General features: G+C 63.4%; 29 protein-coding genes. 16 read left to right on the top strand and 13 right to left on the bottom strand.

Going from position 1 to position 26,863, the window contains the following annotated elements:
* Positions 1 to 19: 19 nt before the first annotated feature.
* From ACWA13_RS16520 to ACWA13_RS16505, 4 genes are read right to left on the bottom strand one after another with little or no spacing between them, the layout of a single operon-like run.
* A complete protein-coding gene (locus tag ACWA13_RS16520; RefSeq protein ID WP_463935343.1) occupies positions 20 to 709 on the bottom strand; it encodes a MarR family winged helix-turn-helix transcriptional regulator in 690 nt (229 codons plus the stop codon).
* Positions 706 to 1,347, bottom strand: coding sequence for a DUF3618 domain-containing protein (locus ACWA13_RS16515; protein WP_463935342.1), 642 nt, complete (start codon positions 1,345 to 1,347; stop codon positions 706 to 708). The genes ACWA13_RS16520 and ACWA13_RS16515 overlap by 4 nt, the downstream gene beginning before the upstream one ends.
* Positions 1,344 to 1,775 carry a phage holin family protein gene (locus ACWA13_RS16510; protein WP_463935340.1) on the bottom strand — a complete coding sequence of 144 codons (432 nt, stop codon included), beginning with the start codon at positions 1,773 to 1,775 and terminating at the stop codon, positions 1,344 to 1,346. The genes ACWA13_RS16515 and ACWA13_RS16510 overlap by 4 nt, the downstream gene beginning before the upstream one ends.
* Positions 1,772 to 2,575, bottom strand: coding sequence for a hypothetical protein (locus ACWA13_RS16505; RefSeq protein ID WP_463935338.1), 804 nt, complete (start codon positions 2,573 to 2,575; stop codon positions 1,772 to 1,774). Before ACWA13_RS16505 ends, ACWA13_RS16510 begins: the two co-directional genes overlap by 4 nt.
* Before the next feature lie 255 nt (positions 2,576 to 2,830).
* On the opposite strand from ACWA13_RS16505, the gene ACWA13_RS16500 reads away from it, so the two are divergent.
* Entirely contained in the window at positions 2,831 to 3,319 is a 489-nt protein-coding gene (locus ACWA13_RS16500) for a hypothetical protein (RefSeq protein WP_463935336.1), read from the top strand.
* 108 nt (positions 3,320 to 3,427) lie between these two features.
* Here the strand turns inward: ACWA13_RS16500 and ACWA13_RS16495 are convergent, their stop codons facing one another.
* Both ACWA13_RS16495 and ACWA13_RS16490 read right to left on the bottom strand, forming a co-directional pair.
* Positions 3,428 to 4,330: an SRPBCC family protein gene (locus tag ACWA13_RS16495; protein ID WP_463935334.1), complete on the bottom strand. Its 903-nt coding sequence runs from the start codon at positions 4,328 to 4,330 to the stop codon at positions 3,428 to 3,430.
* A gap of 182 nt (positions 4,331 to 4,512) precedes the next feature.
* Complete coding sequence (locus ACWA13_RS16490) at positions 4,513 to 5,064, bottom strand: GNAT family N-acetyltransferase (protein WP_463935332.1); 552 nt, start codon at positions 5,062 to 5,064, stop codon at positions 4,513 to 4,515.
* A 191-nt stretch (positions 5,065 to 5,255) separates the two neighbouring features.
* Here ACWA13_RS16490 and ACWA13_RS16485 point away from each other — a divergent pair, with 191 nt between their 5' ends.
* Both ACWA13_RS16485 and ACWA13_RS16480 read left to right on the top strand, forming a co-directional pair.
* Positions 5,256 to 6,860 (top strand): flavin monoamine oxidase family protein, encoded by a 1,605-nt coding sequence (locus ACWA13_RS16485; protein WP_463935330.1) that lies wholly within the window; start codon positions 5,256 to 5,258, stop codon positions 6,858 to 6,860.
* A complete protein-coding gene (locus ACWA13_RS16480) occupies positions 6,857 to 7,576 on the top strand; it encodes a Rid family hydrolase (RefSeq protein WP_463935328.1) in 720 nt (239 codons plus the stop codon). Before ACWA13_RS16485 ends, ACWA13_RS16480 begins: the two co-directional genes overlap by 4 nt.
* Before the next feature lie 136 nt (positions 7,577 to 7,712).
* Here ACWA13_RS16480 and ACWA13_RS16475 read toward each other — a convergent pair whose 3' ends face one another.
* Positions 7,713 to 8,390 (bottom strand): FMN-dependent NADH-azoreductase, encoded by a 678-nt coding sequence (locus tag ACWA13_RS16475; protein ID WP_463935326.1) that lies wholly within the window; start codon positions 8,388 to 8,390, stop codon positions 7,713 to 7,715.
* 190 nt (positions 8,391 to 8,580) lie between these two features.
* Between ACWA13_RS16475 and ACWA13_RS16470 the strand changes: the two genes are divergently transcribed.
* The 8 genes from ACWA13_RS16470 (at position 8,581) to ACWA13_RS16435 (ending at position 16,230) form a co-directional block, all read left to right on the top strand.
* Entirely contained in the window at positions 8,581 to 8,988 is a 408-nt protein-coding gene (locus ACWA13_RS16470; RefSeq protein ID WP_463935324.1) for a winged helix-turn-helix transcriptional regulator, read from the top strand.
* A 56-nt stretch (positions 8,989 to 9,044) separates the two neighbouring features.
* Complete coding sequence (locus tag ACWA13_RS16465) at positions 9,045 to 9,650, top strand: helix-turn-helix domain-containing protein (protein WP_463935322.1); 606 nt, start codon at positions 9,045 to 9,047, stop codon at positions 9,648 to 9,650.
* A complete protein-coding gene (locus ACWA13_RS16460) occupies positions 9,643 to 10,380 on the top strand; it encodes a B3/B4 domain-containing protein (protein ID WP_463935320.1) in 738 nt (245 codons plus the stop codon). The genes ACWA13_RS16465 and ACWA13_RS16460 overlap by 8 nt, the downstream gene beginning before the upstream one ends.
* 1 nt (position 10,381) lies before the next feature.
* Complete coding sequence (locus ACWA13_RS16455) at positions 10,382 to 11,272, top strand: EamA family transporter (RefSeq protein WP_463935318.1); 891 nt, start codon at positions 10,382 to 10,384, stop codon at positions 11,270 to 11,272.
* Between the two features lie 36 nt (positions 11,273 to 11,308).
* On the top strand, positions 11,309 to 12,205 hold the full coding sequence (locus ACWA13_RS16450; RefSeq protein WP_463935316.1) for a dihydrodipicolinate synthase family protein: 897 nt from the start codon (positions 11,309 to 11,311) through the stop codon (positions 12,203 to 12,205).
* Complete coding sequence (locus tag ACWA13_RS16445; RefSeq protein WP_463935314.1) at positions 12,174 to 13,433, top strand: MFS transporter; 1,260 nt, start codon at positions 12,174 to 12,176, stop codon at positions 13,431 to 13,433. The genes ACWA13_RS16450 and ACWA13_RS16445 overlap by 32 nt, the downstream gene beginning before the upstream one ends.
* A 340-nt stretch (positions 13,434 to 13,773) precedes the next feature.
* A complete protein-coding gene (locus ACWA13_RS16440; protein WP_463935312.1) occupies positions 13,774 to 14,439 on the top strand; it encodes a fasciclin domain-containing protein in 666 nt (221 codons plus the stop codon).
* Positions 14,440 to 14,643: 204 nt separating this feature from the next.
* Positions 14,644 to 16,230 (top strand): molybdopterin-dependent oxidoreductase, encoded by a 1,587-nt coding sequence (locus ACWA13_RS16435; RefSeq protein WP_463935311.1) that lies wholly within the window; start codon positions 14,644 to 14,646, stop codon positions 16,228 to 16,230.
* Positions 16,231 to 16,274: 44 nt separating this feature from the next.
* Here the strand turns inward: ACWA13_RS16435 and ACWA13_RS16430 are convergent, their stop codons facing one another.
* Genes ACWA13_RS16430 through ACWA13_RS16420 form a run of 3 tightly spaced genes read right to left on the bottom strand, consistent with a single transcriptional unit; the run spans position 16,275 to position 18,674 of the window.
* Entirely contained in the window at positions 16,275 to 17,126 is an 852-nt protein-coding gene (locus tag ACWA13_RS16430) for an alpha/beta fold hydrolase (protein ID WP_463935309.1), read from the bottom strand.
* Entirely contained in the window at positions 17,126 to 17,737 is a 612-nt protein-coding gene (locus ACWA13_RS16425) for a GrpB family protein (RefSeq protein ID WP_463935307.1), read from the bottom strand. The genes ACWA13_RS16430 and ACWA13_RS16425 overlap by 1 nt, the downstream gene beginning before the upstream one ends.
* The gene (locus ACWA13_RS16420) at positions 17,730 to 18,674 is read right to left on the bottom strand and encodes an aminodeoxychorismate lyase (RefSeq protein WP_463935306.1); all 945 of its coding nucleotides are present in this window, start codon (positions 18,672 to 18,674) and stop codon (positions 17,730 to 17,732) included. The genes ACWA13_RS16425 and ACWA13_RS16420 overlap by 8 nt, the downstream gene beginning before the upstream one ends.
* Positions 18,675 to 18,765: 91 nt before the next feature.
* Here ACWA13_RS16420 and cls point away from each other — a divergent pair, with 91 nt between their 5' ends.
* Positions 18,766 to 20,241, top strand: a complete 1,476-nt coding sequence (gene cls, locus ACWA13_RS16415; RefSeq protein ID WP_463935304.1) for a cardiolipin synthase — start codon at positions 18,766 to 18,768, stop codon at positions 20,239 to 20,241.
* 22 nt (positions 20,242 to 20,263) lie between these two features.
* On the opposite strand, the gene ACWA13_RS16410 is transcribed toward cls, so the two are convergent.
* A complete protein-coding gene (locus tag ACWA13_RS16410) occupies positions 20,264 to 20,968 on the bottom strand; it encodes a TetR/AcrR family transcriptional regulator C-terminal domain-containing protein (RefSeq protein ID WP_463935302.1) in 705 nt (234 codons plus the stop codon).
* A 237-nt stretch (positions 20,969 to 21,205) separates the two neighbouring features.
* Here ACWA13_RS16410 and ACWA13_RS16405 point away from each other — a divergent pair, with 237 nt between their 5' ends.
* The 3 genes from ACWA13_RS16405 to ACWA13_RS16395 all read left to right on the top strand — a co-directional run bounded on the left by ACWA13_RS16405 (position 21,206) and on the right by ACWA13_RS16395 (position 23,055).
* Positions 21,206 to 21,457, top strand: a complete 252-nt coding sequence (locus ACWA13_RS16405; RefSeq protein WP_463935300.1) for a hypothetical protein — start codon at positions 21,206 to 21,208, stop codon at positions 21,455 to 21,457.
* Between the two features lie 484 nt (positions 21,458 to 21,941).
* Positions 21,942 to 22,091 (top strand): hypothetical protein, encoded by a 150-nt coding sequence (locus ACWA13_RS16400; RefSeq protein ID WP_463935298.1) that lies wholly within the window; start codon positions 21,942 to 21,944, stop codon positions 22,089 to 22,091.
* A 214-nt stretch (positions 22,092 to 22,305) separates the two neighbouring features.
* Positions 22,306 to 23,055 (top strand): alpha/beta fold hydrolase, encoded by a 750-nt coding sequence (locus ACWA13_RS16395; protein ID WP_463937957.1) that lies wholly within the window; start codon positions 22,306 to 22,308, stop codon positions 23,053 to 23,055.
* 99 nt (positions 23,056 to 23,154) lie between these two features.
* On the opposite strand, the gene ACWA13_RS16390 is transcribed toward ACWA13_RS16395, so the two are convergent.
* Positions 23,155 to 23,403, bottom strand: coding sequence for an antitoxin (locus ACWA13_RS16390; protein ID WP_463935297.1), 249 nt, complete (start codon positions 23,401 to 23,403; stop codon positions 23,155 to 23,157).
* A 179-nt stretch (positions 23,404 to 23,582) separates the two neighbouring features.
* Positions 23,583 to 26,210, bottom strand: coding sequence for a calcineurin-like phosphoesterase C-terminal domain-containing protein (locus ACWA13_RS16385; RefSeq protein WP_463935295.1), 2,628 nt, complete (start codon positions 26,208 to 26,210; stop codon positions 23,583 to 23,585).
* A gap of 302 nt (positions 26,211 to 26,512) precedes the next feature.
* On the opposite strand from ACWA13_RS16385, the gene ACWA13_RS16380 reads away from it, so the two are divergent.
* The gene (locus ACWA13_RS16380; protein ID WP_463935293.1) at positions 26,513 to 26,860 is read left to right on the top strand and encodes an ArsR/SmtB family transcription factor; all 348 of its coding nucleotides are present in this window, start codon (positions 26,513 to 26,515) and stop codon (positions 26,858 to 26,860) included.
* Positions 26,861 to 26,863: the final 3 nt, after the last annotated feature.

Here is a 26,863-nt window from a genome sequence, read left to right as displayed (position 1 = left end):
GGAAACCGCTCCTACTCTCCTACTGCCTAGGCTGATTTTTGGAGGTTGGTCTTGGGCCCGGTTGTCCGGTTCGTTGCAGCCATTGGTGTACTCCGGTTTCGCTGAGGTGTGCGTTGACGTTGCGCGGTTGCACGTTGCTCTTGGACAGGCTGGGCCCATGAAAGCCGGCCCTGGGGAGAGGCTGGTGCTCAGTGTTCCTGAGTTTTGTGATGTGTTGCTCGAGTTGCCTGCGGAACTCAATCTCCGATCGGCCTTCGGTTTCAGATAGTTCCTGGACCAGGTTCTCAGCGGTGGAGAGGACAGCCCGTCCTGTTGAGGTAAGACGGATGTTGGCACTTCGCCCGTCTGCTGCAGGTTCCCTGGCAAGAAACCCGAGCCCTTGAAGGCGCTGGAGGACTTTGCCCAGGCTTTGCCGGCTCACGCAGAGGAGTTCCGCCATATCTGTTGCAGTGGCCGGTTCAAGTTCTGCCACTGCCTCCAGGACATCCAGCGCCCCTTTGGTGAGCTTAAGGCGGGCAAGCTGGCGGTTAAGCCTGCGCTCGGTGAGCCGTGCTGCGATGCCCACCAGTCGGTGGGTGGCCCACTGCTCCGGCCAAGGGCGGGGCGCATTCATGTGCCGCGGACCACCGGCGGGAACTGGCGATTCCGGATCCGGGGACAGCCCCGCAGGGTTGCGGGGCTGTTCCGGAATCCTGTCCTGCCCGCTCACGGGTTCTGGACGTTGTCCTTGGCGTCGACGGCGCGGTGTTTGACGTCGGCGGCAGCGTCCTGGCTTTCGGCCTTGACGTTCTCCACGCCCTCGGCAGCACTGGTCTTCAGCCGGTCCATAGCTTCCTGGGCCGGCTCTTTCAGATCCTGAACCATGTCCTTGGCCACGTCGGTGACCTTTTCAGCCAGGGGCTGAGCAGCGGTTTTGAGTTGGTCCGCTGCTTCGCGCTCTTTCTGGCTGGCCGGGATCAGGGCAGAGATGAGCATCCCGGCACCGAAGGCGACCAGGCCGGCGGCCAACGGGTTGCCCTGGGCCTGCGCCCTGGCCTGGGCGGGTGCGTCGGAGATTGCCGTGCCGGCGTCGGAAATTCTGGCGGATACGTTCTCCTTGGCTCCGTGAAGGCTGTCGCCTGTGCTGCTCAGAGCGTCGCCCGCATGGGTTGTGCCGGAGTCGGCGGCGCCCATGATCTTTTCCTTCACCCCGGACACCGTGCCCATCACAGAGCTTTTGACCTTGTCGGTCTGGCGGTGGACGATGTTGGACGGCGTGACCTTGTCAGCCACCGCGTCAACGTTGGTGCCCAAGCGCGCGCGGGTGGCTTCAATTTCCGAACGGATTGCATCAGGGTTGTCGCTCATCGGTTTACCTCACCTGGTTTTAGAGTTGGGGGTATCTCTGACAATGTTTCGCTGGTCTGGGGCAGACCCTTGATCTGTTTCAGTTCCTTGCGTCCAAGAGTTGCCAAAACTGCGGCAATGATGCCCCAGATAACGGCGACGATCACGGCTGCCCAGCCCAGATGCATGATGGCGCCCAGGGCGAACATCAACGCCAGGGACAGGAACACCAGGACGAAATGCCCGGCCACACCGGCCCCGGCGAGCATGCCGCCGCCTTTGCCGGCCTTGGTGCCGGACTGCTTCAGCTCTGCCTTGGCCAGCTCGACTTCCTGGCGTATCAAGGTGGACATGTCGCGGGTGACATCGCCGAGCAAATCACCAAGGGACGTGTTGTCCGCCTTGGCGTGCGCCGCAGTCGGTGCCGGTTCCGGTATCTGGCTGCTCACAGCTGACGTCCTTCGCTCGACCGGTACGGGTCATCCTCGAGCCGCAAAGGGGTATCTGTTGCGGTACCGGAGGGCAGTGACGTGGTGGATGCCGGGGCTCCGGTTCCTGCCAGTGGCTCGTCGTAATAGTCCGCGCCCGTTCCTGCCGCGAACACGGTCTCCTGCTGTACCGGCGCCGCGTACTGAGCGGTTGCCGGAGCCTGCACCGGGGAAGGCTCCGCTGAGCTCTGGGAAGCACTTGAGCCGCCACCACTAAGACCGCGGGTCAGCCGACCGGCCAAAACGCCGGCGCCTGCGGCCAACAGCAGGAAGGTTCCGGGACGGTTCCGGGCAAAGGTCTGGACTTCCCGGAGCACATCACCCGGCTCCCTGTTCTCAAGCCAGGAAGCGATAGATGAGGTGCGGTCCGCGGCCTGGCGGATGAGATCGCTGGCAATCCCCTGCTGATCGGGAGCGTCGGCCATGGTCTGGAGTTCGCCGGAGATCGTCCGGATTCCCTCGGCAACCTTCTGCTGCTGCGTGCCGGCCTGGCTGGACAGCTCCGAGCCCGCTTGGGACAGCAGGTCCTGGGCGCTGGTCTTCGCCTCGGAAGCGACGTTGGCGACTTCCTCTTTAGTGGTCTGGGCAACGCCCTGCGCTGCCGAAGCGGCGTGGCCGGCAACCTTGGAGGCTTCCTCCATTGCCACGTCCTTGGTGGACGAGGGACCACTGGGTGCATCTGCCGGCATCGCGGGAACCGGGGTGCCAGACGGGCCGGTGGTGCCTGGCGTCGAAACCTCGGGCCATGAATTATCAGTCATCATTACTCTCTTTCGGAAGGTAGCTGGTATCTGAACTTCTGGGCCAACTGCGTTAGTAAGCATGTTTACTAAGTAGATAGTAAGCACACTTGCTATCTGCTGCGCAAGAAAGGAAGCGAACTGTGTGTCACCAGATATGCGAAAGGGAGGCGGCCCGCTGGCCAAACTTCAGGCAGTGGGACGGTATCAGGACAGCCTGTTATTGCGGCGCTGCCCGCCGTATTCTGGGGACATTCATTACCTCCAGGAGGCATCATGCACACGGCAAAATCAATGATGGAAAACGAGCAGGCTCATCGCCTTCTTGAGAACTTCGTGACCCACCTGTCCCATGGCAAGGAATGGGCCACGCCTGGGGTGCAGGCCGCACTTCAAAGAGTGGTGACCGGGCTGGATACGGGGGTGGAAAATGCATCCCCTCGCCTGCAGATGCTTCTACGCCGACTGGCCGAGGATCTTGCCGGAGGCGTGGAAACACTCACCCCACGGGTTCAGGAGAGTCTGAGGCGCGCAGCACCGAAAGCCGCCCCTGACTTCAGGGACGTAGCTCCCGTTGAGGCCGGGAAATCCGGGTCTCGGATGTGGTTGTGGATGGTTGGGCTGCTTCTCATGGCTGGGGCCGGGGCGGTCGCGTGGCGCTCCTCGCGGACATCTGATGAAGAGGCAGCATCGTCAGCAACCGGACAGGGGGCCGGGGAGGCCGCTGTGAATGTGGATCCGGACCTGGCGTCCGGCCAGATTTGAGAAAAGGGCAAGGACTGGAGTGCTCCTGCTGAAGCAGGCGCGGGAAAACCACGAAGCACCGCCCGCCTCCGGAAGGAGGCGGGCGGTGCTTCGTGCCGGCAAGTCAGGTCAGCGCGGACCGAAGTTTCCGCCCAGGGGCGGGATACCTTCGTCGTCTTCGCGGCGCTCTGCCGCGCTGAGGTTCTCACCTTCGGCCGTCTCGTCAGACTCTCCGGTCGTGTCCACCAGGCCGTTCGTCTGGTCAAAGGCGTGACCAATCCTGTCGTCGCCCAGGTCGGCGAGCGAACCGGTGGAGCCGGCTGCCGTCGTCGTGCCCGTTGTGGTCGTACCGCTGCTGACCGGCTCTGCCGGAATCGGCGTAACCGTGACAGGCTCGACGGGGGTAATGGTTGCCTCTACCGTCTCCCCGGTGTCCTTCTTTGATCCGGCCACGGCTGCTGCCGCACCTGCTGCCGCAGCAACGCCCAGACCGGCGGCTACCTTGGAGAAGCCTGCCTTGCCTGAGTCGCCGCGGGTTTCCGCTGCATCCTCGACGCTGGGGGTGCCCATGGGTGCCCCGGAGCTGACGCTGCCGCGCCACGCTCCGCTGGCGTAACCCTCATCCTCGATGAATTCCTTGAACCGTTTGAGGTCGGCCTCCGCCTGGCGGTCGACGACGTTGAGCTTGTCGCCGACTTTTTCAATGATGCCTTCGGGCTCGTACTCAATGGTCAGCTGCACGGAGGTCTGGCCGCCGCCGACGTCTTCGAATTCAATTGCGCCGGCGTTGGTGGCGCCTTCTGTGGCGGCCCAGGCCACCTTGCGGTCGGGGATCTGCTCCAGGATTTTGGCTTCCCACTGCCTGCGGACGCCGCCGATCTCGGCCACCCACTGCAGCCGGTCATCACTGAGCTGCGTAACGCTCTTGACCCCGCCCATGAAGTGCGGGAAGTCCTCGAACTGGGTCCACTGGTTGTAAGCGGTGCTTACCGGTACGTTCACCAGAATGCGTTTTTCCACCTTCGTGCTCATAACGTCTCCTTTGTTTGTTACCGGGAGCTGATGCGTCGCCAGGATTCATCAGCATGCTTACCAACCTACCTTTTGGACGGGCTGGTTTCCAGAGCCAGGAACAATGACGACGGCGCGGGCGCCGGGGATGCCGTCCACGGGAGGGCGAGGAAGGGCGGCTTTCCTGCGCCTGATGCAGGGCTTCAGTCTCCGAGAATCAGCTGATGCAGCATATGGTCCTGCCACTTGCCGGCGATATTGAGGTACGCAGGTGCTCTGCCGATCTCGGTAAAGCCAAGGTGCGCCAGCACCTTCCTGGACGCGGCGTTGTGCAGCATGGTGGAGGCCTGGATCCGGTGCAGGCGCATCTTACGGGCGGATTTGGCGGCGAACGCCACCGCTGCCGTGCAGAGACCCTGTCCCGTATAGCCCTTATCAACCCAGTACCCCAGGTCCCCACTGAGAAAGGGGCCCCGGATAATTCCGGTGAGGGTTACGGCACCCACGACGTCGGCGCCGTCGAAAAGTCCCCAGGGCACCTCGGTGCCGTCCAAAAGCCGCTGCAGCTTTCCGGCAATCAGAGCGCCCTGGCGCTTCGCGGTAAAGAACTCCTCGGGCCGCACCGGCTCCCAGGGCGCGAGGTGTTCGCGGTTGCGGCGATAGGCCGCGGCCAGCGCCTCGGCGTCGTCAATGCTGAAAGGCCTCATGGTGACGTTTCCCAGCAGTTCCGATGACAGGCGGACGGTCTCAGACATGGTGTCCCTTCTGTAGGTAGGCCGCGGTTATCGTATGCCTAAGTCTGGCTGCCCTCCACGCCGATGCGGCTGGCCCGAAGTTGGTTACACGCCGGAAATTAGGCGGGTTCGCACTGTTCACGAATAAAGGCTCCGTTGAAACATTTCACACATAGCCTTCCTTCTGTAATCATCCGAGAAAGGCACCCTTCATGACAGCTGCTACCCGAAGAAGTTTCCTCCGCTATGTAGGCATGGCCGGCGGCGCCGGCGTGATGTACCAAACCATGAGCGCCATGGGTTTGGCTCCGGATGCAGCAACCCCGGCCTTTGCAGCCCCGCGGGCCGGTGAGCTCAAAGGCAAGGGAAAGAGCGTGGTCATCCTGGGCGGCGGAATCGCCGGCCTGACCACTGCCTACGAACTGGGCAAAGCGGGCTATACGGTCACCATCCTTGAGGGCAGGATGCGGCCGGGCGGCCGTAACTGGACGGTGCGTGGCGGAACAGAGGAAACGGACCTTCTGGGCGGCAGGCAGCGGGCAACCTTCTCCAAGGACCAGTACATGAACGCCGGCCCCGGGCGCATCCCCCAGCATCACATCACCATGGACTACTGCAAGGAACTGGGTGTGGCGGTGGAGCCGTTCACCAACATCAACGCGGACAGCTACCTGTACCGGGAAGGCGCCACCGCGCTTTCCAGCAAGCCAGTCCGGCACCGCGCTGCGAAGGCGGACGTTTACGGCTATGTCTCGGAACTGCTGGCCAAGGCAACCGACCAGGGGTCCCTGGACTCCTATCTCAGCGCCGCCGACAAGGAAAACCTGATCTCCTTCCTGCGAAACTTCGGTGCCCTCGGCAACAAGGTGGCGGGAGATCCCGCCGCGAGCTTTAAGTACGGACCCACCGGCAGAAAGGGCTACTCGGTGGAACCCGGGGCAGGATTGCAGGCCGGCACCCCTCTTGCACCGGATGCCCTGTCCGATGTCTTCGCGAGCGGCGTTGGCAACTACTTCTCTTTCGAGTTCGGGTGGGACCAGGCCATGATGATGTTCCAGCCAGTGGGCGGGATGGACAAAATTCCGTACGCCTTCGAAAAAGCGATCGGCAAGGACAAGATCCTGTATGGCGCGAAAGTCCTCTCCATGAACAACACAGCCGAAGGCGTAACAGTGGAGTACACCAATCCCGGCGGCAATACCAAGGCCATCAGTGCAGACTTCGCCGTCTGCACCCTGCCTCCGCAGATCGCGGCCAAGCTCCCAGGTAATCTCCCGGCAGACGTGACCGAGGCGCTCAAGTTCGCCACACCCAGCGACTCCGGCAAGATCGGCATCGAGTACTCGCGCCGCTGGTGGGAAGAGGACCACCGCATCTTCGGCGGCATCACCAACACCACCCTGGATCTGGGCAATATGTGGTACCCCTCCACCGGGTTCCTTGGCGAACGGGGAACCATGGTTGGCTACTACAACACCGGCGCCAATGCCCGCGCCTACAAGCAGCTCACCCATGACCAGCGGCTCCAGCGCGCCCTTGACCAGGGCGCGAAGATCCACGGTGACGTGTACCGGAAGGCTGTGTCGTCGTCGTTCTCTGTGGACTGGATGAGCACCGAGTTTTCAGAAGGCGCCTGGGTTGGCTGGCCCTCCCAGACGGACGCAAAGTACGCCAAACTGCTGGAACCGTCGGGCAATATCTACTTCGCCGGCGACCACCTCAGTCACGCTATCGCCTGGCAGCACGGTGCCATGACGTCTGCCCGCGCCACTGTCACCGCGCTGCACACCCGCGTCGCTGCGATGGTGGCCGGATGATCCGCAGTTCCGCCGCTCATACCCTTACTCCCGAAAGGAAGCCTGTGCTTCGACGTCGTATTTCCCTTGCGGTAGCTGTTGTTACCGGTTTGACCCTCGTCGCCGGTACCGCTATCGCCGCGCCAAAGGTTTTCGAAGACCTGACTGCGCCCAAGAACGGTACCGCCGTTTCCAACCTGCCCGCCGGGCAGGATAATCCGATGATTTCCAGCGGGGTAGCGATCGGTGCCAACACCGCCATTTACAAGACCAGTGGACTCGGGCCGTCCGCGCTCAACCTGGCAGCGCCGAACGGAACGGAGCAACGCTACATCGACACCGCGGTGTTCCCCGGCGCGGTACTGCCACCCGGCGTGACCATCACCGAGGCGCAGGGCATCAATGTCTTGCGCCGCATCGGGGAGAACCTGGCCCAGGCAGGATTGGATTACGACGACGTCATCACCATGCGCGTTTTCCTCCAGAACCCGCAGGGTACAGAAAAGGCCGACTTTGATGGCTGGAACCGCGCCTACCGGCAGTACTTCGCCAACACCAGCCTGTCCACAGGTGCCGCGGTGAAGGTTCCGCTTGGCTCGGCGGCACCCGCTGCACCAATGGTGGTCAATCCGGCCCGGCCGTCGCGGTTCTCACTGGAAATCGAAAACCTGCCCGTCAACGGCTGGCTGGTTGAGGTAGAGGTGGACGCGGTTTACCCGTCTCCCTCCGGCAAGTAGCAGCAGTAGAACGGTCCGGCGGTATCTCCGACGCGGGAGGAACCGCTGGGCCGCTCTACGGCACCGGGGTGCTTGGGGGTGGCAGGAACAGGTCGCCCGGCCGGTCACCATCTGCCCTTGGAAGGAGACATCTGCCTCAGTCGGTAACGAGCTGGAGGGTTCCAAGGGCGCTGAGCTTGCCGGCAAACCCAAAGGCCGCGTCGGTGAGCTCGGCCTCGGCAACCTTGCGTGTGCCGTCAACGTCGCCGTTGAGGACAGCAGGGGCGAAACGGACATGGGTGGCGTCTTCAATGCCCACAAAATTCAGCCAGTCAGCGAAGAAGGTGCTGCTGAAATCAGAACCGAAGGCAGCCGGAACCCCGGGGGCGTAGACGCCACTGGTATGGATGGCGAGGGCCTGCTTTCCGGCCATCAGCCCGCGACAGCCCGTATCCGGATTGAAACCAAAGCTCCAACCGGGCTGGGTGATGATGTCGATCCACTGCTTCAGGACGTAGGGAACACCCGCGTTCCACATGGGGATGTTGAAGACGTAGGCATCGGCGGCGGCGAACTGGTCGAAGACGGCGCGGGCCGATTCCCACGCGCTGGCCTGCTCGGGTGTTTGGTTTTGGCCGGAGAAGACAGCCATCTTGGCTGCTGCTGCCGTGCGGCCGAAAACCGGCAGTGCACCGTTGTCGAACAGGTCAAGCGTCTCCAGCTCAAAGCTCCCCCGGCCGGCATTCTGGACGGAATCGATGAAATGCCGGGCCAGGCGCAGGGAGTCGCTGTGGGCGTAGCGGGGAGAGGCATTGACGTGAAGGATGGCAGGCATGGGTTTCCTTTGGAAGGGCTGTTTGGGGGCGCTTCGGCCCCGCTACCGATCCTGACCCATGCCTCTGCAGGGCGTAAGAACGCACTATTTTGTGCCTGGGGCACTTCAAGGTGCCTTCCTGGAAGGGACTGCCGCCCGCTGAAAGTATGCTGGTTCCACAGGTGACTCGGAGGGGAAGAGTGTTGGGGAAATGACTCTCACGGCGGAACAGAAGCGTCAGACGGCACAGAAGCAGTACAACGCTTCTCTGGAACTCTGCCCGGCACGCCAGCTTCTTGAGGCGATCAGCAGCAAATGGGTGACGCTGGTAATGCTCGCCCTGGTGGACGGCCAGCAGCGCCACAGTGACCTTCGCAGGAGGATTCCTGGGGCCAGTCAGAAGATGCTCACCTCCACGCTGCGCTCGCTGGAGCGTGATGGCCTGATCTCCCGGCAGGTCACGGCGTCAGTGCCCGTCCGCACTGACTACAAACTCACGGCGCGTGGCCGTTCCCTCCTGCGGATTGTCTTTGACATGAAGGAATGGGCAGAACAGAACATGGACGGCGTTACCGCCTCCCGTATGGCACACGACACGCACCAGTTTCTGCACGCCTGACCTGTCGGCTCCAGCGTCTTGTTGATATTGCACTATTAGTGCAATATGCTGCACTAATGGATGAGAGTACAACAGCCCTGGCGGTGGCCATTGGAGGGCGTGTCAGGCAGGAGCGGCAATCCCGTGGCTGGACCCTGGATCAGCTGGCGGAAGCCACGGGCGTAAGCCGGCGAATGGTGGTCAACGTAGAGCAGGGCACCACAAACCCCAGCGTCGGCACCCTGCTCCGGATCAGCGACGCACTCGGTGTAGGGCTGCCGGCCTTGGTTGAGACACCTCGGCCCAGGCCGGTCACCGTGACCCGCAGGGGTGAGGGCGCAGCCCTGTGGACCTCCGCTGCCGGCGGCCGCGGAGTGCTGGTTGCTGGGACCCAGTCACCGGACGTGCTGGAACTCTGGGACTGGACGCTTGCAGCGGGGGACGAGCACACCAGTGAAGCCCATGCTGCAGGCACCAGGGAACTGCTCCAGGTCCACGCGGGTGCGCTCACCCTTTCCGTCGCTGACGAGACGTACGTCCTTCATGGCGGCGACGCTGTTTCATTCCCAGGTGACGCCGCGCACTCCTACGCCAACCACGGCGCGGACCCGGCACGGTTTTCGCTGGCCGTGTTTGAGCCCGGCGTTGGCAACGGGCACCGCCCGGAGGCCGGCGATGCGTGAGGTGCATACGCTGCACGAATTCCTTGGCCAGGCCTTCGTGGGTGCCGAAGTCCATGCGCTGCGGCCCGACTACCGGGCAGTCCTGCTGACCGTTGACGGACTGGTTCCCGGCCCGAGTGACGACGCCAGCGAGAACCTGTCGCAAGCTGCAGAGGCCTCAGCCCGATCAGCTCTTGCAGGGCAGCCGGTGGAGGAACTGCCGCATGTTGCTGCCTGGCGGGACGCTTACAAGGCCTTCGGCGCCAAGCCGCAACGCACGCGGAACAGCCTGGAAGCGCTGCTTCGCCGCGCGGACGCCGGCCTGCCCAGGGTCAACAGACTCACGGATATCTACAACGCCATCTCCGTCCTGCACCAGGTCCCGCTGGGTGGGGAAGACCTGGCCGGCTATTCGGGTGCGCCACGGCTTATCCGTGCTGTTGGCAGTGAAGCATTTGATACTGCCGCCGGCGGTGAAGACGTGGTGGAGCACCCGGAAGCCGGTGAGGTCATCTGGCGCGACGACGTCGGCGTGACCTGCCGGCGCTGGAACTGGCGCCAGGGCCGCCGCACCCGCCTGCATGGGGACTCCACCGCCGCGTTGTTCATCCTGGACGCGCTGGAACCCATGACTGACGAAGCACTGCAGGCCGCCGTCGGCAATCTTTCCGCCGAGCTGGCCCGGCTGGGACCTGATGTCCGCATCGCCAGCCGGTACCTCAGTGCCGCCACTGCCACCGAAGGAAGCTGACATGTTTAGAGTTCCCGTGCCCCCATGGGGCCTAGCGGTGACGGCGATCCTGTCTGTCCAGTTGGGCTCGGCTCTGTCCGTTGACCTGATTTCAGCGGTGGGTCCCGCCGGGACGGCGTGGCTGCGCCTCAGCATGGGCGCAATCATCCTGCTGGTCTTCGTCCGACCGCCGTTGCGATCCATCCGCCGCCGTGACGTCCCGGCGCTTCTGGGCTTGGGCATCACCACCGGGCTGATCACTGTAGGGTTCCTCGCCGCGATCGAGCACATCCCGCTTGGCACAGCCGTCGCCATTGAATTCCTGGGCCCGCTGACGGTGGCTGCCCTAAGAAGCCACAGCCGGCAGATGCTGGCCTGGCCCGCCGTCGCACTCGTTGGCGTCGTCCTCCTCACCCAGCCCTGGCAAGGCACCATCAACCTCACGGGCGTCCTGTTCGCAGCCCTCTCCGGCACCGGGTGGGCGTTCTACATCCTGCTGACGCAACGGATCGGCGACCGGTTCAGCGGCATAGGCTCCCTGTCCCTGACCATTCCCATAGCCGCCCTGACAGCCGGAATCATCGGCGTTCCGCAGGCCGCCGGACACCTGGACCTCGGCATCCTTGCCGCGGCCGCGGGGCTGGCGATCCTGCTGCCGGTGCTGCCGTTCGCGTTGGAGATCCTGGCCTTGCGCCGAATGACGCCCACGGCCTTCGGAACGCTGATGGCACTGGAACCGGCCGTCGGCGTCCTCCTCGGTCTCCTGATCCTGCACCAGCAGCCCACCGCAATCCAGGTAGCCGGCATCCTGCTGGTGGTCCTGGCCGGAGCCGCTGCACAACGAGGAGGCCAACGACGGCGGCCCGCCCCAGAGGTGCCCGCCAGTCCCGAGGATATGAAGCTGATCAACTGAGTAACGCCCCTCTTTTCCGCACCGCAAGGAGTTTCGATGTTCACTGGCCTCAGTGCCTTTCCCCTCACGCCCCTGCAGAATGATGCGGTGGATGAGGCCGCCTTCATTGGCCTGATCCAGCGCCTTGCGGCAGCCAAGGTCGACTCCATCACCGCTCTTGGCTCCACCGGTTCGTATGCGTATCTGGACGGCGGCGAACGGAGCCGGGTTGCCCGGCTGGCTGTTGAGCATGCCGGCGGTATTCCGGTGTTCGTCGGCATCGGAGCGCTGCGGACGTCACAGATACTGAGCAATGCCGAAAAAGCCGAAAAGGCCGGAGCTTCAGGGCTCCTGCTCGCACCGATGACGTATCAGCCGCTTACCGACGACGACGTGTTTGAACTTTTCCGTACCGTCACGGAACAGTCGTCGCTGCCGGTGATTGTGTACGACAACCCCGGCACGACGCATTTCACGTTCACGACGGCCCTGTACGGGCGTATCGCGGCGCTGCCCCGCATCGCCTCCATCAAGATTCCCGGCGTTCCGGCGGAGCCGGGGCAGGCTCAAGCCCGCGTGCAGGAAATCCGGGACGTGGTTCCGGCGCAGGTCACCATCGGTGTCTCCGGTGATGCCAAGGCGGCAGCAGGGCTGGCTGCCGGGTGCGACGCCTGGTACTCCGTCATTGGCGGCACGCTACCGGCGCTGGCCCTCCAGATCACGGAGGCTGGGAGGGCTGGCAGGTTCTCTGAAGCGCTGGCCGAATCAGACCGGTTGACCCCGCTGTGGCAGCTGTTCGTGGAGTTTGGTGGGAGCCTGCGGGTTGTCGCCGCCATCGCCGAACATCTGCGGCTCGCGCCTTTTGCCTGTCTGCCGCTGCCCATCCAGGGGTTGACTCCGGAGCAGCGAAACCGTGTTGCTGATGTTGTGGATGAACTTGGACTCCGGGGGTAAGACCTCCGGTAGGGCGCCCGGGGGCAAGGCCTCCCTGGATAAGGGTGCCAGCGGTGCCGGGGCAGGGGGACTGGCGCGGTACGTCTTCGCGGCAACACTGGTCCGGAGTGCCGACGGCGGGGCGGTGGTCGCCATTGTGCTGCTGGCCCACGCCTCCGGAATGTCCGGCTGGACTTCCGGACTGCTGGCCGCCTCGATTACGGCGCCCCACCTGCTGGGTCCGTTCATTGCCCGGTACCTGGATGCCGCCAGGGACGCACGCCGGCTGATTGCAGTTTCGGCCGCCCTGCACGGGTCGCTGCTTGGCGCCGCAGCCATCGCGATGACCACCGCAGGCGCACTGTGGCCTGCCCTGCTGCTGCTGGTTTCGGGGGCTTTCGGGCCGATGTTGACCGGCGGAATCAGCAGCCGCCTTCCTGCCATTGCCGGAGCCGGCCAACACAGCCAACGGAGGGCCCAGGGCTGGGATGTTGCCAGCTATGGGCTTGGCGGCACACTTGGTCCGGCCGCCGTGGCGTGGATTGCTGCTGCTTCCGACGCGCTCACGGCTACCTTGGTCCTATCCGGGGTTGCCGTTTTGGGTGCAGGTGCAGTCCTGGTCCTTCCCCGTCAGGAGCCACCCATAAACGCGAACGAGGTGTCCTTGCCGGGCCAAGTCCTGAAGCTGATGTGGGCACATGGGCCGATGCGCCGCACCTTGGGACTGACGATTGTTGTGGCCTTCGCGGTGGCAGCCCTGCCCATCTACGCCGTCGTTGCTGCTCCTTCCCTGGGCGGTGCCACCGTTGCCGGCACCCTCGTGGCGGGCTACGGAGCGGGCACCCTCCTGGGGTCCGCGGGGCTGATGATCCGGCCGCTCCGGCGGGATGCGGATGCCCTGCTGGGCTCGTTGGCGGCATTGGTAGGCGCGGCACTGGTGCTGGTGATTTTCACGCCCACCTTCGCCAGTTCGCTGACGGCCTACTGCCTGGCCGGATTGGCCAACGCGCTGTTCTTCGGGGCAACATTGGCCGCGCGCAGCGAGTACGCACCGGCCCAGTCCAGGGGACAGGTTTTCGTGTGGGTAGGCGCACTGAAGATCGCGGCAGGATCCGCCGGGACTGCGGTCGCAGGAGCGGCCGCGGCCGCGGGCGCAGCGGTGCCGCTGATCCTGGCTGCTGCGCTCATCGCCGTATGTACGGCGGCCAGCCTGCTGGACAGGGCCAAGGGCCGGCGGGCAACGGGCTAGGCATTCAGGAGCCCGTGCAGGCGCCGGTGATGCGCAGATGACACCGACACATTCTCAAAAGATCACACGTCAAAAGCACGGTTGGTCTCTATCGGTGTAAGCCCTGCCCCGAATTCCGAGGCAGCGGGCCGGGCGGCGAGTCTGCCGTGGAAGCTTAACCGACCTCGCCGGGAGCAGACCGCATTGATCCGCAAAAAAACTTTAGACCTCACCCATCCACTTCGTGGCCTCAGCCGAATAGTAGTTGACGCACCGGACACGGACCATGTGTCGGAGAACCTGCGAAAGCAAGCTCCAGTCGCGGTCCGGCGCAGTAACCAACTACTTCAGGGAGATTCAAATGCAAACGATCAAGCGCACAACCTTCTCGATCGCAGGCGTTGCAGCCGCCGCGCTGCTCAGCCTTACTGCTTGCGGCGGATCCGCCACGACGTCTGACTCTTCTGCTCCCGCCGCGGCACCGAGCACATCAGCGAGCAAGTCAGCCACCCCGTCAGCAAGCAGCATGGACCCAGCGGCTAACCTGGTTGGCTCAGGCTGCGCCGCTTACGCCGAGCAGGTCCCGACTGGTGCCGGTTCGGTCGAAGGCATGGCCCTTGACCCCGTGGCCGTGGCAGCCTCCAACAACCCCATCTTGACCACGCTGACTGCGGCCGTGTCCGGCAAGCTCAACCCCAAGGTGGACCTGGTCGACACCCTCAATGGCAGCGAATTCACCGTCTTCGCACCCGTTGACGAGGCCTTCGCGAAAATCGACGCAGCCACTATTGAAACCCTCAAAACCGACGACGCACTCCTCAGCAAGATTCTGACCTACCACGTGGTGCCCGGTCAGATCACGCCGGACAAGATCGCTGGAACCCACACCACCGTGCAAGGCGGCTCGGTCACTGTCACCGGTAGCGGCGATAACCTCAAGGTCGACGACGCCAGTGTCATCTGTGGCGGGGTCCAGACCAAGAACGCAACCGTATACCTGGTTGATTCTGTTCTTATGCCCAAGTAACTGAACTGTTTACCTCGTCACACCTGCAAGACATTTGCTGGTCCCTCTAAAGGCTTGACCAGGCCAGGACCGACAAAGGCTTGACCAGGCCAGGACCGACGACGCGTTGGGGCCTGAGCACGGTATCGCACCGTGCTCAGGCCCCTGTTGCTTTTAACGACTGTTTTAACCAATCCCCGCGCCCGGCCGTTGCGAAGCATTAACATGACTAAGCTTGGATTCCGGATCAAAGGCACTGACGGTATGGCGGCTCTGGCAGGCGTGGTGTCGGCCGCTGTCGTGCTCGCTGTTGCGGAGCTGATCGGTGCATTCTTCACTCCCAGGGCAACCCCGGTGTTTGCCCTGGGCTCGACGTTCATTGACTTCACGCCGTCTTGGATGAAGGACTTTGCGATCGCCACGTTCGGTACGAACGACAAGGTTGCGCTGTTTGTGGGCATGGGCCTGACAATCGCACTGCTGGCCTGCGTTCTGGGCGTAGTGGCCTACCGTAAGTGGGGTCTGGGCGTTCTGGGCGTGCTGTTCATGGGTGCCGTGATTGTGGCCTGCGTCGTGACCCGCGCCGGAGTGGGACCCGCCGAAGCCATTCCGTCCGTGCTGGGAACCATCTCCGGCCTCGTAGTCTTGCATCGCCTCGTGGTGCCGTTGCGGGGGTGGAAGGCGTGGCCGGAAGCACCCGCTGACACAGCGGCCGACGCCGAGGACCGGGTGGGAAGCGTCGGCACTAGCCGCCGCCGCTTCTTCGCTGCTGCCGGAATCATTGCGGTAACCGCCGGAATCGCGGCCACCGGGGGGCGGCTGCTGGGTGCCGCGCGGAGCAACATAGCGCAGGCACGCGAAGCCCTCCGGCTGCCGGCACCGGCTAAGGCTGCTGCCCCGGTGCCGTCGGGCGTCCAATCCCCGGTGGCGGGAGTTACCCCCTGGTTGACGCCAAACAATGAGTTTTACCGTATAGATACGGCCCTCAGCGTCCCGGAAATAAACGTCAATGACTGGGAATTGCGAGTGCACGGAATGGTTGAACAGGAGGTCATCCTCACCTTCCAGGACCTGCTCGACGCGCAACTGATCGAATCGCACGTCACCCTTACCTGCGTTTCGAACCCGGTGGGCGGAAATCTTGCCGGAAACGCCCTGTGGCTGGGCCTTCCCATCCGCGACGTCCTGGCGAAAGCCAAACCCACAGAGGGTGCGGACATGGTGCTTTCAAGATCCATTGACGGTTTCAGCGCCTCCACCCCACTGGAGGTCCTGCAAGATGATCGCGATGCCATGCTCGCCATCGGCATGAACGGGGAGCCCCTTCCTTTGGAGCACGGCTTCCCGGTGCGGATGGTGGTGCCGGGGCTGTACGGGTTCGTCTCCGCCACGAAGTGGGTGGTGGACCTGGAGGTCACCCGCTTCGCGGACAGCAAGGCTTACTGGACCGAGCGCGGCTGGTCAGAGCGTGGCCCCATCAAGACCATGGCACGGGTGGACGTACCCAAGTCCTTTGCAAAATTGCCGGCGGGGAAGGTCGCTGTGGGCGGCACCGCATGGGCGCAGACGCGAGGCATTACTAAGGTGGAAGTCCAGATCGACGACGGCGAGTGGGCGGAAGCAACCCTTTCCGCCGAAGCCTCCACCATCACCTGGCGCCAGTGGTCCTATGAGTGGGATGCCACGCCCGGCCCGCACTACGTCAGGGCCCGGGCCACCGACGGCACCGGTGAAGTCCAGACGGACAAGCGCGCCGATCCGGTGCCTGACGGAGCCTCGGGCTGGCCGTCGGTGATGGTCACCGTGCAGTAACTCTGCAGCCAGACGGCGTCGAACCCTGTGGCCTTCACCAGGGGTCAGGGCGTCAGGAACCCGCGGAGGCAGGCAATCCAGTCGGCAAATCCATCCAGGTGCGCGTCGTGTGAAGCCCCCGCGATATCTGCGCGGCTCACATTCCGGCCGCGGCGCACAAACTCCGCCTGCTGCTCAGGGCTGAACATGCCGTTCTGGCCATAAACCACCAGGACCGGGCAGCCGATGCTTTCCCACTCCGCCCATCGCTCCACGGTTTCCACGTGGGCCATGACAGCGCCCATCACGTCAGCATCGAATCGCGGCCACAGGCCGCCGTCGCGAAGTTCCAGGTCCGCCACCCAGGCCTGCTGGAGGGGCCCGCTGCCAAGATACTCGACGGCGGCACCCCGGTCCGCGAATGGCGCCGGCCAGGAGCTGAAGTACGCGGCCAGGTCGACGCCGCCGTGTTCCGGGCCGGTGCCTCCTGCGTCGCATTCGAGCAGTACCAGCCGCGATACCAGGTCCGGCCTGGCAGCCGCGGCCAGCATGGCGGTATGCGCGCCCATCGACTGTCCCACCAAAGCCACCGGCCCCGGTCCCAGGGACTCGATGAGCTTCACGACGTCAGCCACAAAAGCTTCCCGGCTGACATCGGCGGGTCTTCGGGTGCTGCCGCCATGCCCGCGAAGGTCCGGAATCAGCACGCGGTACCCCGGCAACGCTGCCGCAGTCGGCAGGAACTCACGGGCGTTGCCAGCCAGGCCGTGCAGGATCACGACGGCGGGGGCGTCACCACTGGGAGCCGCATCACCGGGCGCGGGGCCGCCGGTAATAACCGGTGCGCCGCCGTCGTAATAATGCGGCACGGCATCGCCGACATCCAGCAGCCGAGACGTCCATTGCCGGCGGGGCACTAATGCGCCGCCCGCCATTTCCGGGCGTGTGCCAGCACCGTTGCCACCACATGGTCCTTGGCCTCCGCGTAGTAGTTCATGTCCCGCCATTCGCGCTGCGCCAGTTCCTTCTTCACGGAGGCATAGAGTTCACGGTCTTCGGCGCTGACCCGCAGCCAGTCGCGCAGGTCCAGGTAGTCCGTGATCTCAGGCGCTCCGGCCGGATAGACGTGCAGGTGGACATCCTTTTCCGGGCTCCGGAACATCCGGTGATTGGGTTCGCGGACGCGCAGCACCAAGCCGGCAGCCTCCAACGCCGGAAGGTAATCCGCTTCGGCAGCGACGTCCGGAACCACCAGCAGCATGTCGATGACGGGTTTGGCGGCCAGCCCGGGGACCGACGTGGAACCGATGTGTTCCACCATCAATGCAGTCTTTCCGACGGCGCCACGCACCCTGGCAGCCAGCTCCCGGTACCTACGTGGCCACTCGTCCCGGTACTCGACCACCACGACGGGACGTTGCTCACGGCCACCGATCAGGACGGCATCCAGCGACGCGTCGTCGAGCTTTCCCACGGGGGTTTCGACGGGCTCGGTTTCGACGGGCTCGGTTTCGACGGGCTCAACCACCGATCCCCGCAAACAGTTCGCTGAGCTCGGCCGTGAGCTGCTTCCGGAGCTCCACCGTGCCGATTTCCCGCCCGTCGATGTGGTTCACCGGGGCCAGCAGCCGGATACTGGAAATGAGCCATACGGCGTCCGCCGCGTAGAGGTCCTCCGGCTCCAGGGGACCGTAGCCGAGCTCCCAGCCCGCTTCCTTGGCAGCCGCGAACAGCGCGCCCTGCGACGTGCCGGGCAGGATGCCGCTGTCCAGCTGCGGCGTGATCAGGCGGCGCGTTACCCGGGTGCCGCCGTCACCGTCGTCGGACGTTTCATAGTGCGCCAACAGGACGGTGGAGGTGGGGCCTTCCAGGACCCGGCCGTCCGCGGAGGTGAAGATGACGTCATCCGCGCCCATCTTGTGCGCGTGCCGCAGGGCTGCCATATTCACGGCGTAGGAGAGGGTCTTGGCTCCCAGCAGCAGCCACGGCGCGCGCTCGGCCACGGTGCTGTCATACCCGCGGTCAAGGAGTACGACGTCGATGCCCGTCTCGCGCTGCCGGCGGCCTGCCGCCGGGGGAGGGGACGCCTGTACCCAGGCGGTGGGGGTCGCTGTTCCTTCCGGGCCGCGGGTGGCGATCAGCTTGACCACGATCTCGTCGTCCTCCGGCGCGGCCGCCGGGTATTGCTCGCGGTACGCCGCTACAGCCGTGCCAACAGCGGCGCGCCAAACGGACTGGTCAGGAATCTCCAGGTCCAGCGCCCGTGCGGAGCCCTGCAGTCGGTTTAGGTGTGCCTGGATTTTCCGGACTTCGCCGCCTACAGCCAGCATGGATTCGAACACGCCATCGCCGCGGGTGGCGCCCTGGTCCGTGGCCATCAGCTGCGGCTGCGACGCGTCAGCCACACGGCCGGCGGGGTGGGAGGGGTCCAGGAAAACAAGCACCAATGGGGCGGGGGAATTCATTGGTCCAGCTTATCGGCCCGGCCCACCGATATGCTGTGGAGATTGCCGTCCGGAAGAGTTCCGGGCGGTCTGCTATCCCGGGGGTTTGCCTGTGTTCTGGCCTTTTTCTCTGGAGGGAGTCCTGCCAGGCTGGCTGGTCCTGCTCCTGACACTGCTGGATCTGGCAATCCGGGTGATCGCCGTGGGTGTGATTCCGGGCAACAGGCGGCCCACCACAGCCATGGCCTGGTTGCTGGGAATCTTCTTTGTACCGTTCCTCGGCATCATCTTGTTCCTGCTCTTCGGCAACTTCAAGTTGTCCAGCCGTCGCCGTCGCCAACAAGAGCAAGTCAATGAGCGGGTGCGGGCCGGCACCTCAGGGCTTGCCGACGTCGTAAGTTCCTTTGAGGGCCCCGAATGGGTGCAGTCGGCGGCGGAACTGAACCAGCGGCTGGGCTCGCTGCCCATGGTGGACGGCAACTCGGTGGAACTGCTTCCCGGCTATCCAGACTCCATCGGGGTCATGACCGAGGCTGTGCGGAAGGCCAAGCGGTACGTCAACGCCGAGTTCTACATCATGAGCTCTGACCACGTCACTGACGAACTCTTGACCGCACTGGAGGAGGCGGCCGAACGTGGCGTTGAGGTTCGGGTGTTGTTTGACCATATCGGCACGCTACGGGTCCGCGGCTACCGTACTTTCTTGAAGCGGCTCCGCCGGGGCAAGATCAAATGGAAGCGCATGCTGCCGCTGCTGCCCACCCACGGCCAGTGGCGCCGGCCGGACCTGCGCAACCATCGCAAGATCATGGTGGTGGACGGACTGGTGGCTTTCACCGGTTCGCAGAACCTCATTGAACCGTCCTATAACAACCCCAAGCACCGCAAAGTTGGCCGTGAGTGGGTGGAGCTCATGGCGCGGCTGGAAGGTCCCATCGTCACCACGCTTAACGTGGTTTTCGCCACCGACTGGCTGAGTGAAACTGACGAATCTCTAGAGGATCAACTGCAGCCCGAAGGCGAGCTGGCTCCAGGGAACATCTCCGCGCAAGTTGTTCCCAGCGGACCCGGATTCAGCACCGAAAACAACCTGCGCCTCTTCAACACCCTGATCTATTCAGCGCAGCATCGCATCTCCATCTGCAGCCCCTACTTCGTGCCCGACGACTCGCTGCTCTACGCAATCACCACCGCCGCGCAGCGCGGCGTGGACGTGGAACTCTTCGTCTCCGAAAAAGGCGACCAATTCCTGGTCCACCACGCCCAGCGGTCCTACTACGAGGCACTTCTGCAGGCCGGCGTGCGGATCTACCTTTACAAGGCCCCGGCGGTGCTGCACGCCAAACACTTCACCATCGATGACGAAGTGGCCGTCCTCGGCTCCAGCAACATGGACATGAGGTCCTTTTCCCTGAACATGGAAGTCTCGGTGATGCTCCTCGGCGCGGACATTGTGGACAAGATGCGGGCCGTGGAGGACACCTACCGGGATATCTCGAGCGAGCTTCTCCTTGAGGACTGGGTCAAACGGCCGCTCGGTGCGCGGTACGTTGACAACGTGGCGAGGCTGACGGCGACGGTGCAGTGACGGGGGGTCGGAGCTGCGGTGGCTATGGCTGGGTGGATGTCAGTGAGAGTTGGGTTGCTAGGCCCGTGAGTAGAATACTCAGTCCCTGTTCGAGTTCGGCGGCCCCGTCGTAGTCTGCCAGGACAGGCCCGAGTGCGCGAAGATGCGGGAAATCCTTGACTGGCAGGCGGTGCAAGCCAAGTCGGAGGACGGCTTCGTTCTCCTCGGGGTCCACAATGTATTCCTGAAGTTCGTTCAGGATGTGGCCATAGAGGAATCCGTAGTAGGCGCGGTAAACGTGAAGGGCATCATCGGGAGCGAAGCCTGCTTCTATCAGCAGTGCCAGTATCTGCTCCAGTGGGCGCAGTGTTCCCAGCGGGCGGAGCCCCAGGGGAGTCGAAAGGGGACGGGTTACAAGCAGCGGCACGACGTTGGGGTGCCGCAGGGCCAACAGGCGGAGGTCGTGGGCGATTCGTCGCAGCTGGGCCTGCCAATCCGGGTCATCAGCGAAGATGGCAAGTTCGTCAAGGACGAGTTCGGATACCCCGTCCAGCAGGGCCGCACGATTGGCCGCGTACCGATAGAGACTCATCGGATCCCGCCCAAGTTCCTGCCCGAGGCGGCGCATGGTGAGGGCTTCGAGGCCCTCGGCGTCAACAATTTTCAGCGCGGTAGTGAGTACGAGCTCCCGGCTTAGGCGGGCCTTCAGGGTGGACGCTCTGCTGGGTTCGTTTTCCGGGAATTCCATCGTGGGTCCGTCCTGTCGATTGCGTCATGCTTACCGTTGGGAACTACCTAAGGTTGCTTTATTGCCTAGTCTACGCTTAGTGTCTACAGTGTAGAGAAGTTGTTAACGTGGTTCCAAATGCCCGTAACAGCGTTTAAACGGGTAACTGTTTGATCGCTTGGTGTCCTGTGCAAGGCACTGAGTTTGAGTCGCTGTAGCAAAACGGCGGGCACCTGCACCGTAGTGAAAAGAGCCACCATGGCGCCTTCACAGTTTGACCAGTTTCTTCGCGAAGCTACCTACCATGACCCCGACTCAGATCAGGCCCTTGACCGGGATGCCCTTTATGGGCTGTACACCAGCTGGTGCTACGTGACCAAAAACCCGCAGGAACCGGAGCACCTCTTCTGGGCCGCTATGACAAAGCATGTCAGCCCCGGGCAGTGCCTTCGAATGAAGGGTCCCGCAGCCTTGGACTACATCGTGACCAGCTACCCGGCCATGGTCTGAACCTCATGACCACGACCCCCAGCAGCTACATTCCCAGGGAAGCTAATCAGCCGCGAGGAAAACGCCCGTGGTGCGCGGACTGCGACACTGATCTGTACCTCACAGCCCAATCCCCGGCCGTGACCGACCCGCGGACAGGCACCCTCGTCGTCGCCGTCCTATGCTCCCAGTGCAGCCAGTCCCGCGTACTGGACACCACGACAGAACACGCAGCGGCGCTTCCCGCCGGCCTGGTAAAGGGAGCGGATGTGGCCCACCGGACCGAGGGCTATCTGCATTGCGGGGAACTGATGCATGCACCCGCTCCCCGGGCCCCTACAGTGCAAACGTTTCCTATCCAGCCTGGCTCGGAGAACATACTAGGGGCGTACTTGACCACAAAAGTTCTACGTTGCCGGTGCGGGTTTCAGATGGAACTGCCCCGTTGACCAGCCCAGAATGACCGCCCCCGTTTCGCGGCAGAACCACCTAGGACACCAAAATCATGGACGCCACTTCACAGAAGCCCGTTTCCGGTCCTGCCGCTGAGACGCTAGGCGCGATCGAAAACCTGGATCTCACCCCGGCCGGCCTCGCCAATACCCCTGCACAGCAGGAAGACCTCGAAAGTATCGTCTATACCGGAAACAGCTAAGCACGGCCTTGCACTGGGGGAGCAGGGTGGGGTTCTGTGGCCGATCTGACTGTAGACTCCAGCTGCTATCGCCCGGGCCACCCCATCGGTCAGCGATTCCTCTGGATAAGTTCAAAATGTTGAAAGGACCGCGGTGCAAGCCGACCTAAGCCAAGCCGATGACACCGGGCAGCCGCCAGCGCCCCGCAGGCGGCCGCCGGACACCTGCCGGCGAATCATCCCGCGGACAGTAACGACCGGATCCCTGACATCACACGTTCACTCCCTGGCAGGTCCGCCAGGGTCTCCCGGACCTATATTCGTGTTGCTGCATGGTATCGGCATGTCTCACCGGTACTACCGGAAACTGCAGATACGACTGGCCGAATACGGCGATACCCACGCCATCGACTTGCCCGGTTTCGGTGGAACACCAAAACCGGGCAGGCAACTAAGCATCGGCCAATACGCAGTCCACATTGCGACGGTTCTCGAAAAGATGGGGGCCAACCGGGTTGTTGTAGTGGGGCATTCCATGGGCGCCCAATTCGCTACGGAACTCGCGGTCCATAAGCCCGCCCTGGTTTCACACGTCGTTCTCCTTGGCCCGGTCGTGGATCCGGAACGGCGGACTATCCGTCAGCAGTCACTTGCCCTGGGTCTTGATTCCCTGCGGGAAAGCCCGGTCGGAAATGCCATAGTCGTCTCTGACTACGTCCGATCGGGACTGCGCTGGTACCTTACGGAACTTCCCGTGATGATGGAGTACGACCTACAGGCCAGGCTCGCCCTGGTGAACCAGCCAGTCCTGGTAGTCCGGGGCTCGCGCGATCCCGTAGCCACGCAGAACTGGTGCCAAAAGCTCGCTGTTACTGCCCCGCGGGGACGGCTGCTGGAGATATCGGGACTACCGCATATCGTCCAGCACGGCGCCGCCGCACGCACCGCAACCGCCATCATCTCCTTATTGAACGACGACAACTGAGCACAGGTGTAGGGAGAAGTGTCGTTCATTCTTTGCTGTGGCCCTGGTGACAGGGTGGTTAACCTGCAGATCACGACAGCTCAAATCCTTGGACTGGGGTCAATTGCTCGGCGGGAAGGTGGGCCCGTCGCCGCCACTGCCTTTTCTCCTGTTGGCCTTGTCGATGGCTTGTGCGGCTTTGGCTTGGGCTCCGCTGATGTGGCTTGAGTACTTTCCGTGGGTCTTCTCGTTGGCGATGTTGCCGACCTTCGCGATGCCATTTTTAACTTTGTCAGGGTTGTTGCTGACGAACTTGAGTGCTGCGGCCGCTAGGGACGCGGCCTTGCTTCGTCCACTGAATATGCCCACGGATAATTCCTATCGGTCAGGGAAGCCTAAAGCTGGGTTCCACGGATTTCCAGCGTAGATGAAGATGAACCTGGTGAGGGCAAATTTCTGCAGTCAGCGGTGCTTCCCTGGTGAGGAAGGGGCATGTGTTGCCGGGCGGCGGCAAGCGCAGCCACCCGGCAACACTTGCATGAAAAGGGCTACCCGGTGACCTCGAAGGTGATCATTTCGGTGAATTCCCGGCCGTGGACGTCGGTGGCGGTGACGGTGGCGGTATGCTCGCCGATGGCCAGATCGGCCGGCAGCTTCAGGCGCCACAGGTGGGAAGTGCGGTCATGGAGGCCGCCGCCATGCACTAGTTGCTCGAGGTTGGCGACCGGGTCGGTGTACTCGGGGCCGATCAACGGCACGTCGGTGGCGGTCATCGACTGGGTGCGGGTGGCCTCGGTGGTCTCGCCGCCGTCGATAGATACTTTTACGGTGGCACCGGTGGAGCCAAGCCAGAAGTTGGTAGTCAGCCACGTTTCCCCGACTTCGCTCCGGGTTACTGCATTCGGGTTCTGCAGGGCCGGAGCCGTGCCCAGCTGGTCCGCGTACTCGGCGACCCAGGCACGGTAGGTGGGGGAGTTGATGCCCAGGGCCATCTGGTCGGTACCCTCATCGCCGGTCGCGGTGAAACGTTCACGGATTTCGCTGTTCTTGATGTCCAGGGTCACCACGCCGGGAGGAGTCCCGTCCCGTTGCACGGAGGTGGGGTAGCCCTCTTCGAGGACGCGCCCGCCGTACCAGTGGCCTGAGACGGCGGGAACGGTCAGGTGGGTGAACGGCAGGCCCTCCGCACCGAGTGTGTCAGCCCAGCCGGCCAGGAGGTCGCCCTTGCGCAGGTTTTCCGACATGTGGGTGTGCCCCGCCAGCGAAATCACCTCACGGCCTTCGAGGATCCCGTAAATCTCCTTTAGCGGCTGGGTGGAGTGGGAGTCGCTGTAGAAGAACTCGAGAAGGGGGCTGTGCGCGGCCAGGACGATGACCCGGTCCTTGGGCACAGACGCGATGTCGGTGCGGAGCCACTCCAGCTGACGCTCACTGAGGCCGGAGGTGTAATTGCTGCGCGCCGGGCCGGTGTACATGATGTTGCTCAGCGCCACAACGTGGGCCTTCCCGGCGTCGTAACTGTAGTACTCCGGGCCAAACTGGGCGCGGTAGGTGTCGAACTCATGCTCGCCGTCGAGGGCGTCGAAATCGATGTCGTGGTTGCCGGGCAGGAAGCGTGCCGGGCCGTTAAGCATGGAGGTCAGATTGCGGGTTTGCGAGAAGAGGGAGAGGTCATTGCCCACAATGTCGCCGAGGAACAGGGCGCCGCAGCCGGCATAGTCGGTGCGGGCGGCGAGATCAGCAAAGACACCGTTGCGCGCGAATCTGACTTCATTCTGGTTGTACGTCTGGACGTCGGCACCGAGTACACAATGCTGCTCGGGGGACTGGGTGAGGTTGCTCTTGGCCAGGGGGAAATTCACCTTGTCGGGCAGCGCTCCGGTAGGGGCAATACCGCCATACTTCAGCTTGGGGGAGCCTTCGGGGAGATGGTTGTAGAAGAACTGGGCGACGTTGTCCTCGTCCACCGGCACCTGGTAGCCGCGCGGCTGGGTAACGAAGACCGTCATGTTATCGAAGGCAGGCAACTCGTAGCGGCCCTGGCCGTCAGTGATAACGACCTCTCGACCGTTGGAGACAGTTACTCCGGGCCTGCCCGGCTCACCGGAATCCTGGGTGGAGTTCCTGTTCTTGTCCTCGAAGACGGTGCCGTCGAGAGTCTGCTGGTCCGCTTCCGTTGCTTTGACGACGTCGACACCTCCCCGGTAGGCGGAGGCGGCCCAGCTCGTTTCTGCGGGTGCAGTGTCAGCACCTTCGACATCAACACGCCGGACTTCGGTGCTGACCGTATTGGTTCCGTCCGTGACGGTGAAGTAGTACTCGTACCACAGCTTGTCCATTGGTTCGAACACGTCGAGGACGTATTCGAACCTGTCGTCCTGCCCGGCCTTCATGTTGTGGGCCTGGAATTCCGCGTCAAGGTTACTGCGCAGGTTCAGGGTGACGGTCCGCACCTGCTGGTCGTCGGTGGCGGTCGCCGCAAAGGCGAAGTCTGCTGCGGGGTTAAGGCTCTGGGCGGTCACGTCGATCACCGAAGGGTTCGTCGAATCGGCCGGAAGCACCATGAGGCCTGCCGGAACCTGGTCCGCAGTGACACTGCCAGGCGTTGCTGGCGCAGTTCTTAACAGGGTCTGCCGGGAGTGGTCCTCAGGGTTGACCGCATATTGGATGCCCTGATCAACGAAGGTGTTGTCGGCGCCTGCAAGGTTGTAGTACGCGCGGTTCTGGCCGGAACCAGTGTTCGTGGCGATCTCCAGCCCCCGTGGCGAGCCGTTGGCCATGCCTCCTGTGAATATCTCGACCAGGTTCTCACCCATAACCAGGGCGGAACCGAACTTGGCGTTGAAGTCAGCGCCGGTCAGTGCATCGTTCTGACCGTTCTTAATCCAGAAAACCAGCGTGCCGCCCGGCGCGATCGAAACGTCACGCTGTGCGGCGGGCCAGTCCACCACATTGGAGTTGGTCAGATCGGTGCGGGGGTAGAGGTAGCGGAGCGTGTAATCACCGAAATCGACAGCTTCGGACGTGGCGTTGTAAACCTCAATGAACTCGAAGGCGTCGGCACCGCCCACGTTGGATGTATCGGGCGTGACCTCGGTGATCTGCAACGGCGCTGTGGACAGCATCGGGTCCGGCTGGATGGGGGAGTCGGGAGCGGCGGTGGCGGGGCTCACCATAGCGCAGGTGGTCAGCAGAGCCAGCGCGCCAGCGGTTAAGCCAAGGGGACGGAACAACCGGGTTTTTTTGACAGTAAGGGGTGGGTACACGAGAGGGACCTCTTGTTCAGTGATAGCCGCCCATCGGGGCGAGAGCACTCTCGACTCTTTACTATTCGAATGAACGGGAGCCGAAGGAGAAGTGAAGTATCTAGACCGGACGGTGGAGTGCTTTGAAAGGACCCGTCTGCTGAATCTGCATCCGCCTAAGAACCACGCGGGATCTTGTATTTGCGCACAAGCGCAATTACGCTTAGCTGCAAATGGATGAGTTAAGCACAATCTTTCTCGCTTTGGCTGATCCCACGCGCCGTGCACTGTTGGAGCAGCTGAAGGGTGGAGAGTCGACGGTTACGGAACTGGCGGCTCCGCACGCAATCAGCCTGCCGTCTGTTTCACGCCACCTGACGGTACTTGAGCAGGCGGGGCTTATTACGAAAACGAGGACTGCCCAGTGGCGGACCTGCCGCCTGGACCCGGCGCCGCTTGCACAGATTGAGGATTGGATGCGTCCGTACCGCAATTTCCTGGGCTCGCGCCTGGACCGTCTCGATGCCCAACTTAGCGGAACGCCCAGCCCACCTGACCAGGGCACTGAACCAGAGGAATAGATG

It is taken from the genome of Pseudarthrobacter sp. TRD_SC_9 (genome assembly GCF_055361265.1).
This window is presented reverse-complemented; position numbering and strand designations above follow the sequence as displayed.

Excerpts from the sequence above, each read along its gene's own strand:
- ACWA13_RS16515 (WP_463935342.1), bottom strand. The coding sequence starts at position 1,347 with ATGAGCGACAACCCTGATGCAATCCGTTCGGAAATTGAAGCCACCCGC.
- ACWA13_RS16505 (WP_463935338.1), bottom strand. The coding sequence starts at position 2,575 with ATGACTGATAATTCATGGCCCGAGGTTTCGACGCCAGGCACCACCGGC.
- ACWA13_RS16500 (WP_463935336.1), top strand. The coding sequence starts at position 2,831 with ATGCACACGGCAAAATCAATGATGGAAAACGAGCAGGCTCATCGCCTT.
- ACWA13_RS16495 (WP_463935334.1), bottom strand. The coding sequence starts at position 4,330 with ATGAGCACGAAGGTGGAAAAACGCATTCTGGTGAACGTACCGGTAAGC.
- ACWA13_RS16490 (WP_463935332.1), bottom strand. The coding sequence starts at position 5,064 with ATGTCTGAGACCGTCCGCCTGTCATCGGAACTGCTGGGAAACGTCACC.
- ACWA13_RS16485 (WP_463935330.1), top strand. The coding sequence starts at position 5,256 with ATGACAGCTGCTACCCGAAGAAGTTTCCTCCGCTATGTAGGCATGGCC.
- ACWA13_RS16480 (WP_463935328.1), top strand. The coding sequence starts at position 6,857 with ATGATCCGCAGTTCCGCCGCTCATACCCTTACTCCCGAAAGGAAGCCT.
- ACWA13_RS16475 (WP_463935326.1), bottom strand. The coding sequence starts at position 8,390 with ATGCCTGCCATCCTTCACGTCAATGCCTCTCCCCGCTACGCCCACAGC.
- ACWA13_RS16470 (WP_463935324.1), top strand. The coding sequence starts at position 8,581 with ATGACTCTCACGGCGGAACAGAAGCGTCAGACGGCACAGAAGCAGTAC.
- ACWA13_RS16465 (WP_463935322.1), top strand. The coding sequence starts at position 9,045 with ATGGATGAGAGTACAACAGCCCTGGCGGTGGCCATTGGAGGGCGTGTC.
- ACWA13_RS16460 (WP_463935320.1), top strand. The coding sequence starts at position 9,643 with ATGCGTGAGGTGCATACGCTGCACGAATTCCTTGGCCAGGCCTTCGTG.
- ACWA13_RS16455 (WP_463935318.1), top strand. The coding sequence starts at position 10,382 with ATGTTTAGAGTTCCCGTGCCCCCATGGGGCCTAGCGGTGACGGCGATC.
- ACWA13_RS16450 (WP_463935316.1), top strand. The coding sequence starts at position 11,309 with ATGTTCACTGGCCTCAGTGCCTTTCCCCTCACGCCCCTGCAGAATGAT.
- ACWA13_RS16445 (WP_463935314.1), top strand. The coding sequence starts at position 12,174 with ATGTTGTGGATGAACTTGGACTCCGGGGGTAAGACCTCCGGTAGGGCG.
- ACWA13_RS16440 (WP_463935312.1), top strand. The coding sequence starts at position 13,774 with ATGCAAACGATCAAGCGCACAACCTTCTCGATCGCAGGCGTTGCAGCC.
- ACWA13_RS16435 (WP_463935311.1), top strand. The coding sequence starts at position 14,644 with ATGACTAAGCTTGGATTCCGGATCAAAGGCACTGACGGTATGGCGGCT.
- ACWA13_RS16420 (WP_463935306.1), bottom strand. The coding sequence starts at position 18,674 with ATGAATTCCCCCGCCCCATTGGTGCTTGTTTTCCTGGACCCCTCCCAC.
- ACWA13_RS16410 (WP_463935302.1), bottom strand. The coding sequence starts at position 20,968 with ATGGAATTCCCGGAAAACGAACCCAGCAGAGCGTCCACCCTGAAGGCC.
- ACWA13_RS16405 (WP_463935300.1), top strand. The coding sequence starts at position 21,206 with ATGGCGCCTTCACAGTTTGACCAGTTTCTTCGCGAAGCTACCTACCAT.
- ACWA13_RS16400 (WP_463935298.1), top strand. The coding sequence starts at position 21,942 with ATGGACGCCACTTCACAGAAGCCCGTTTCCGGTCCTGCCGCTGAGACG.
- ACWA13_RS16385 (WP_463935295.1), bottom strand. The coding sequence starts at position 26,210 with ATGGTGAGCCCCGCCACCGCCGCTCCCGACTCCCCCATCCAGCCGGAC.
- ACWA13_RS16380 (WP_463935293.1), top strand. The coding sequence starts at position 26,513 with ATGGATGAGTTAAGCACAATCTTTCTCGCTTTGGCTGATCCCACGCGC.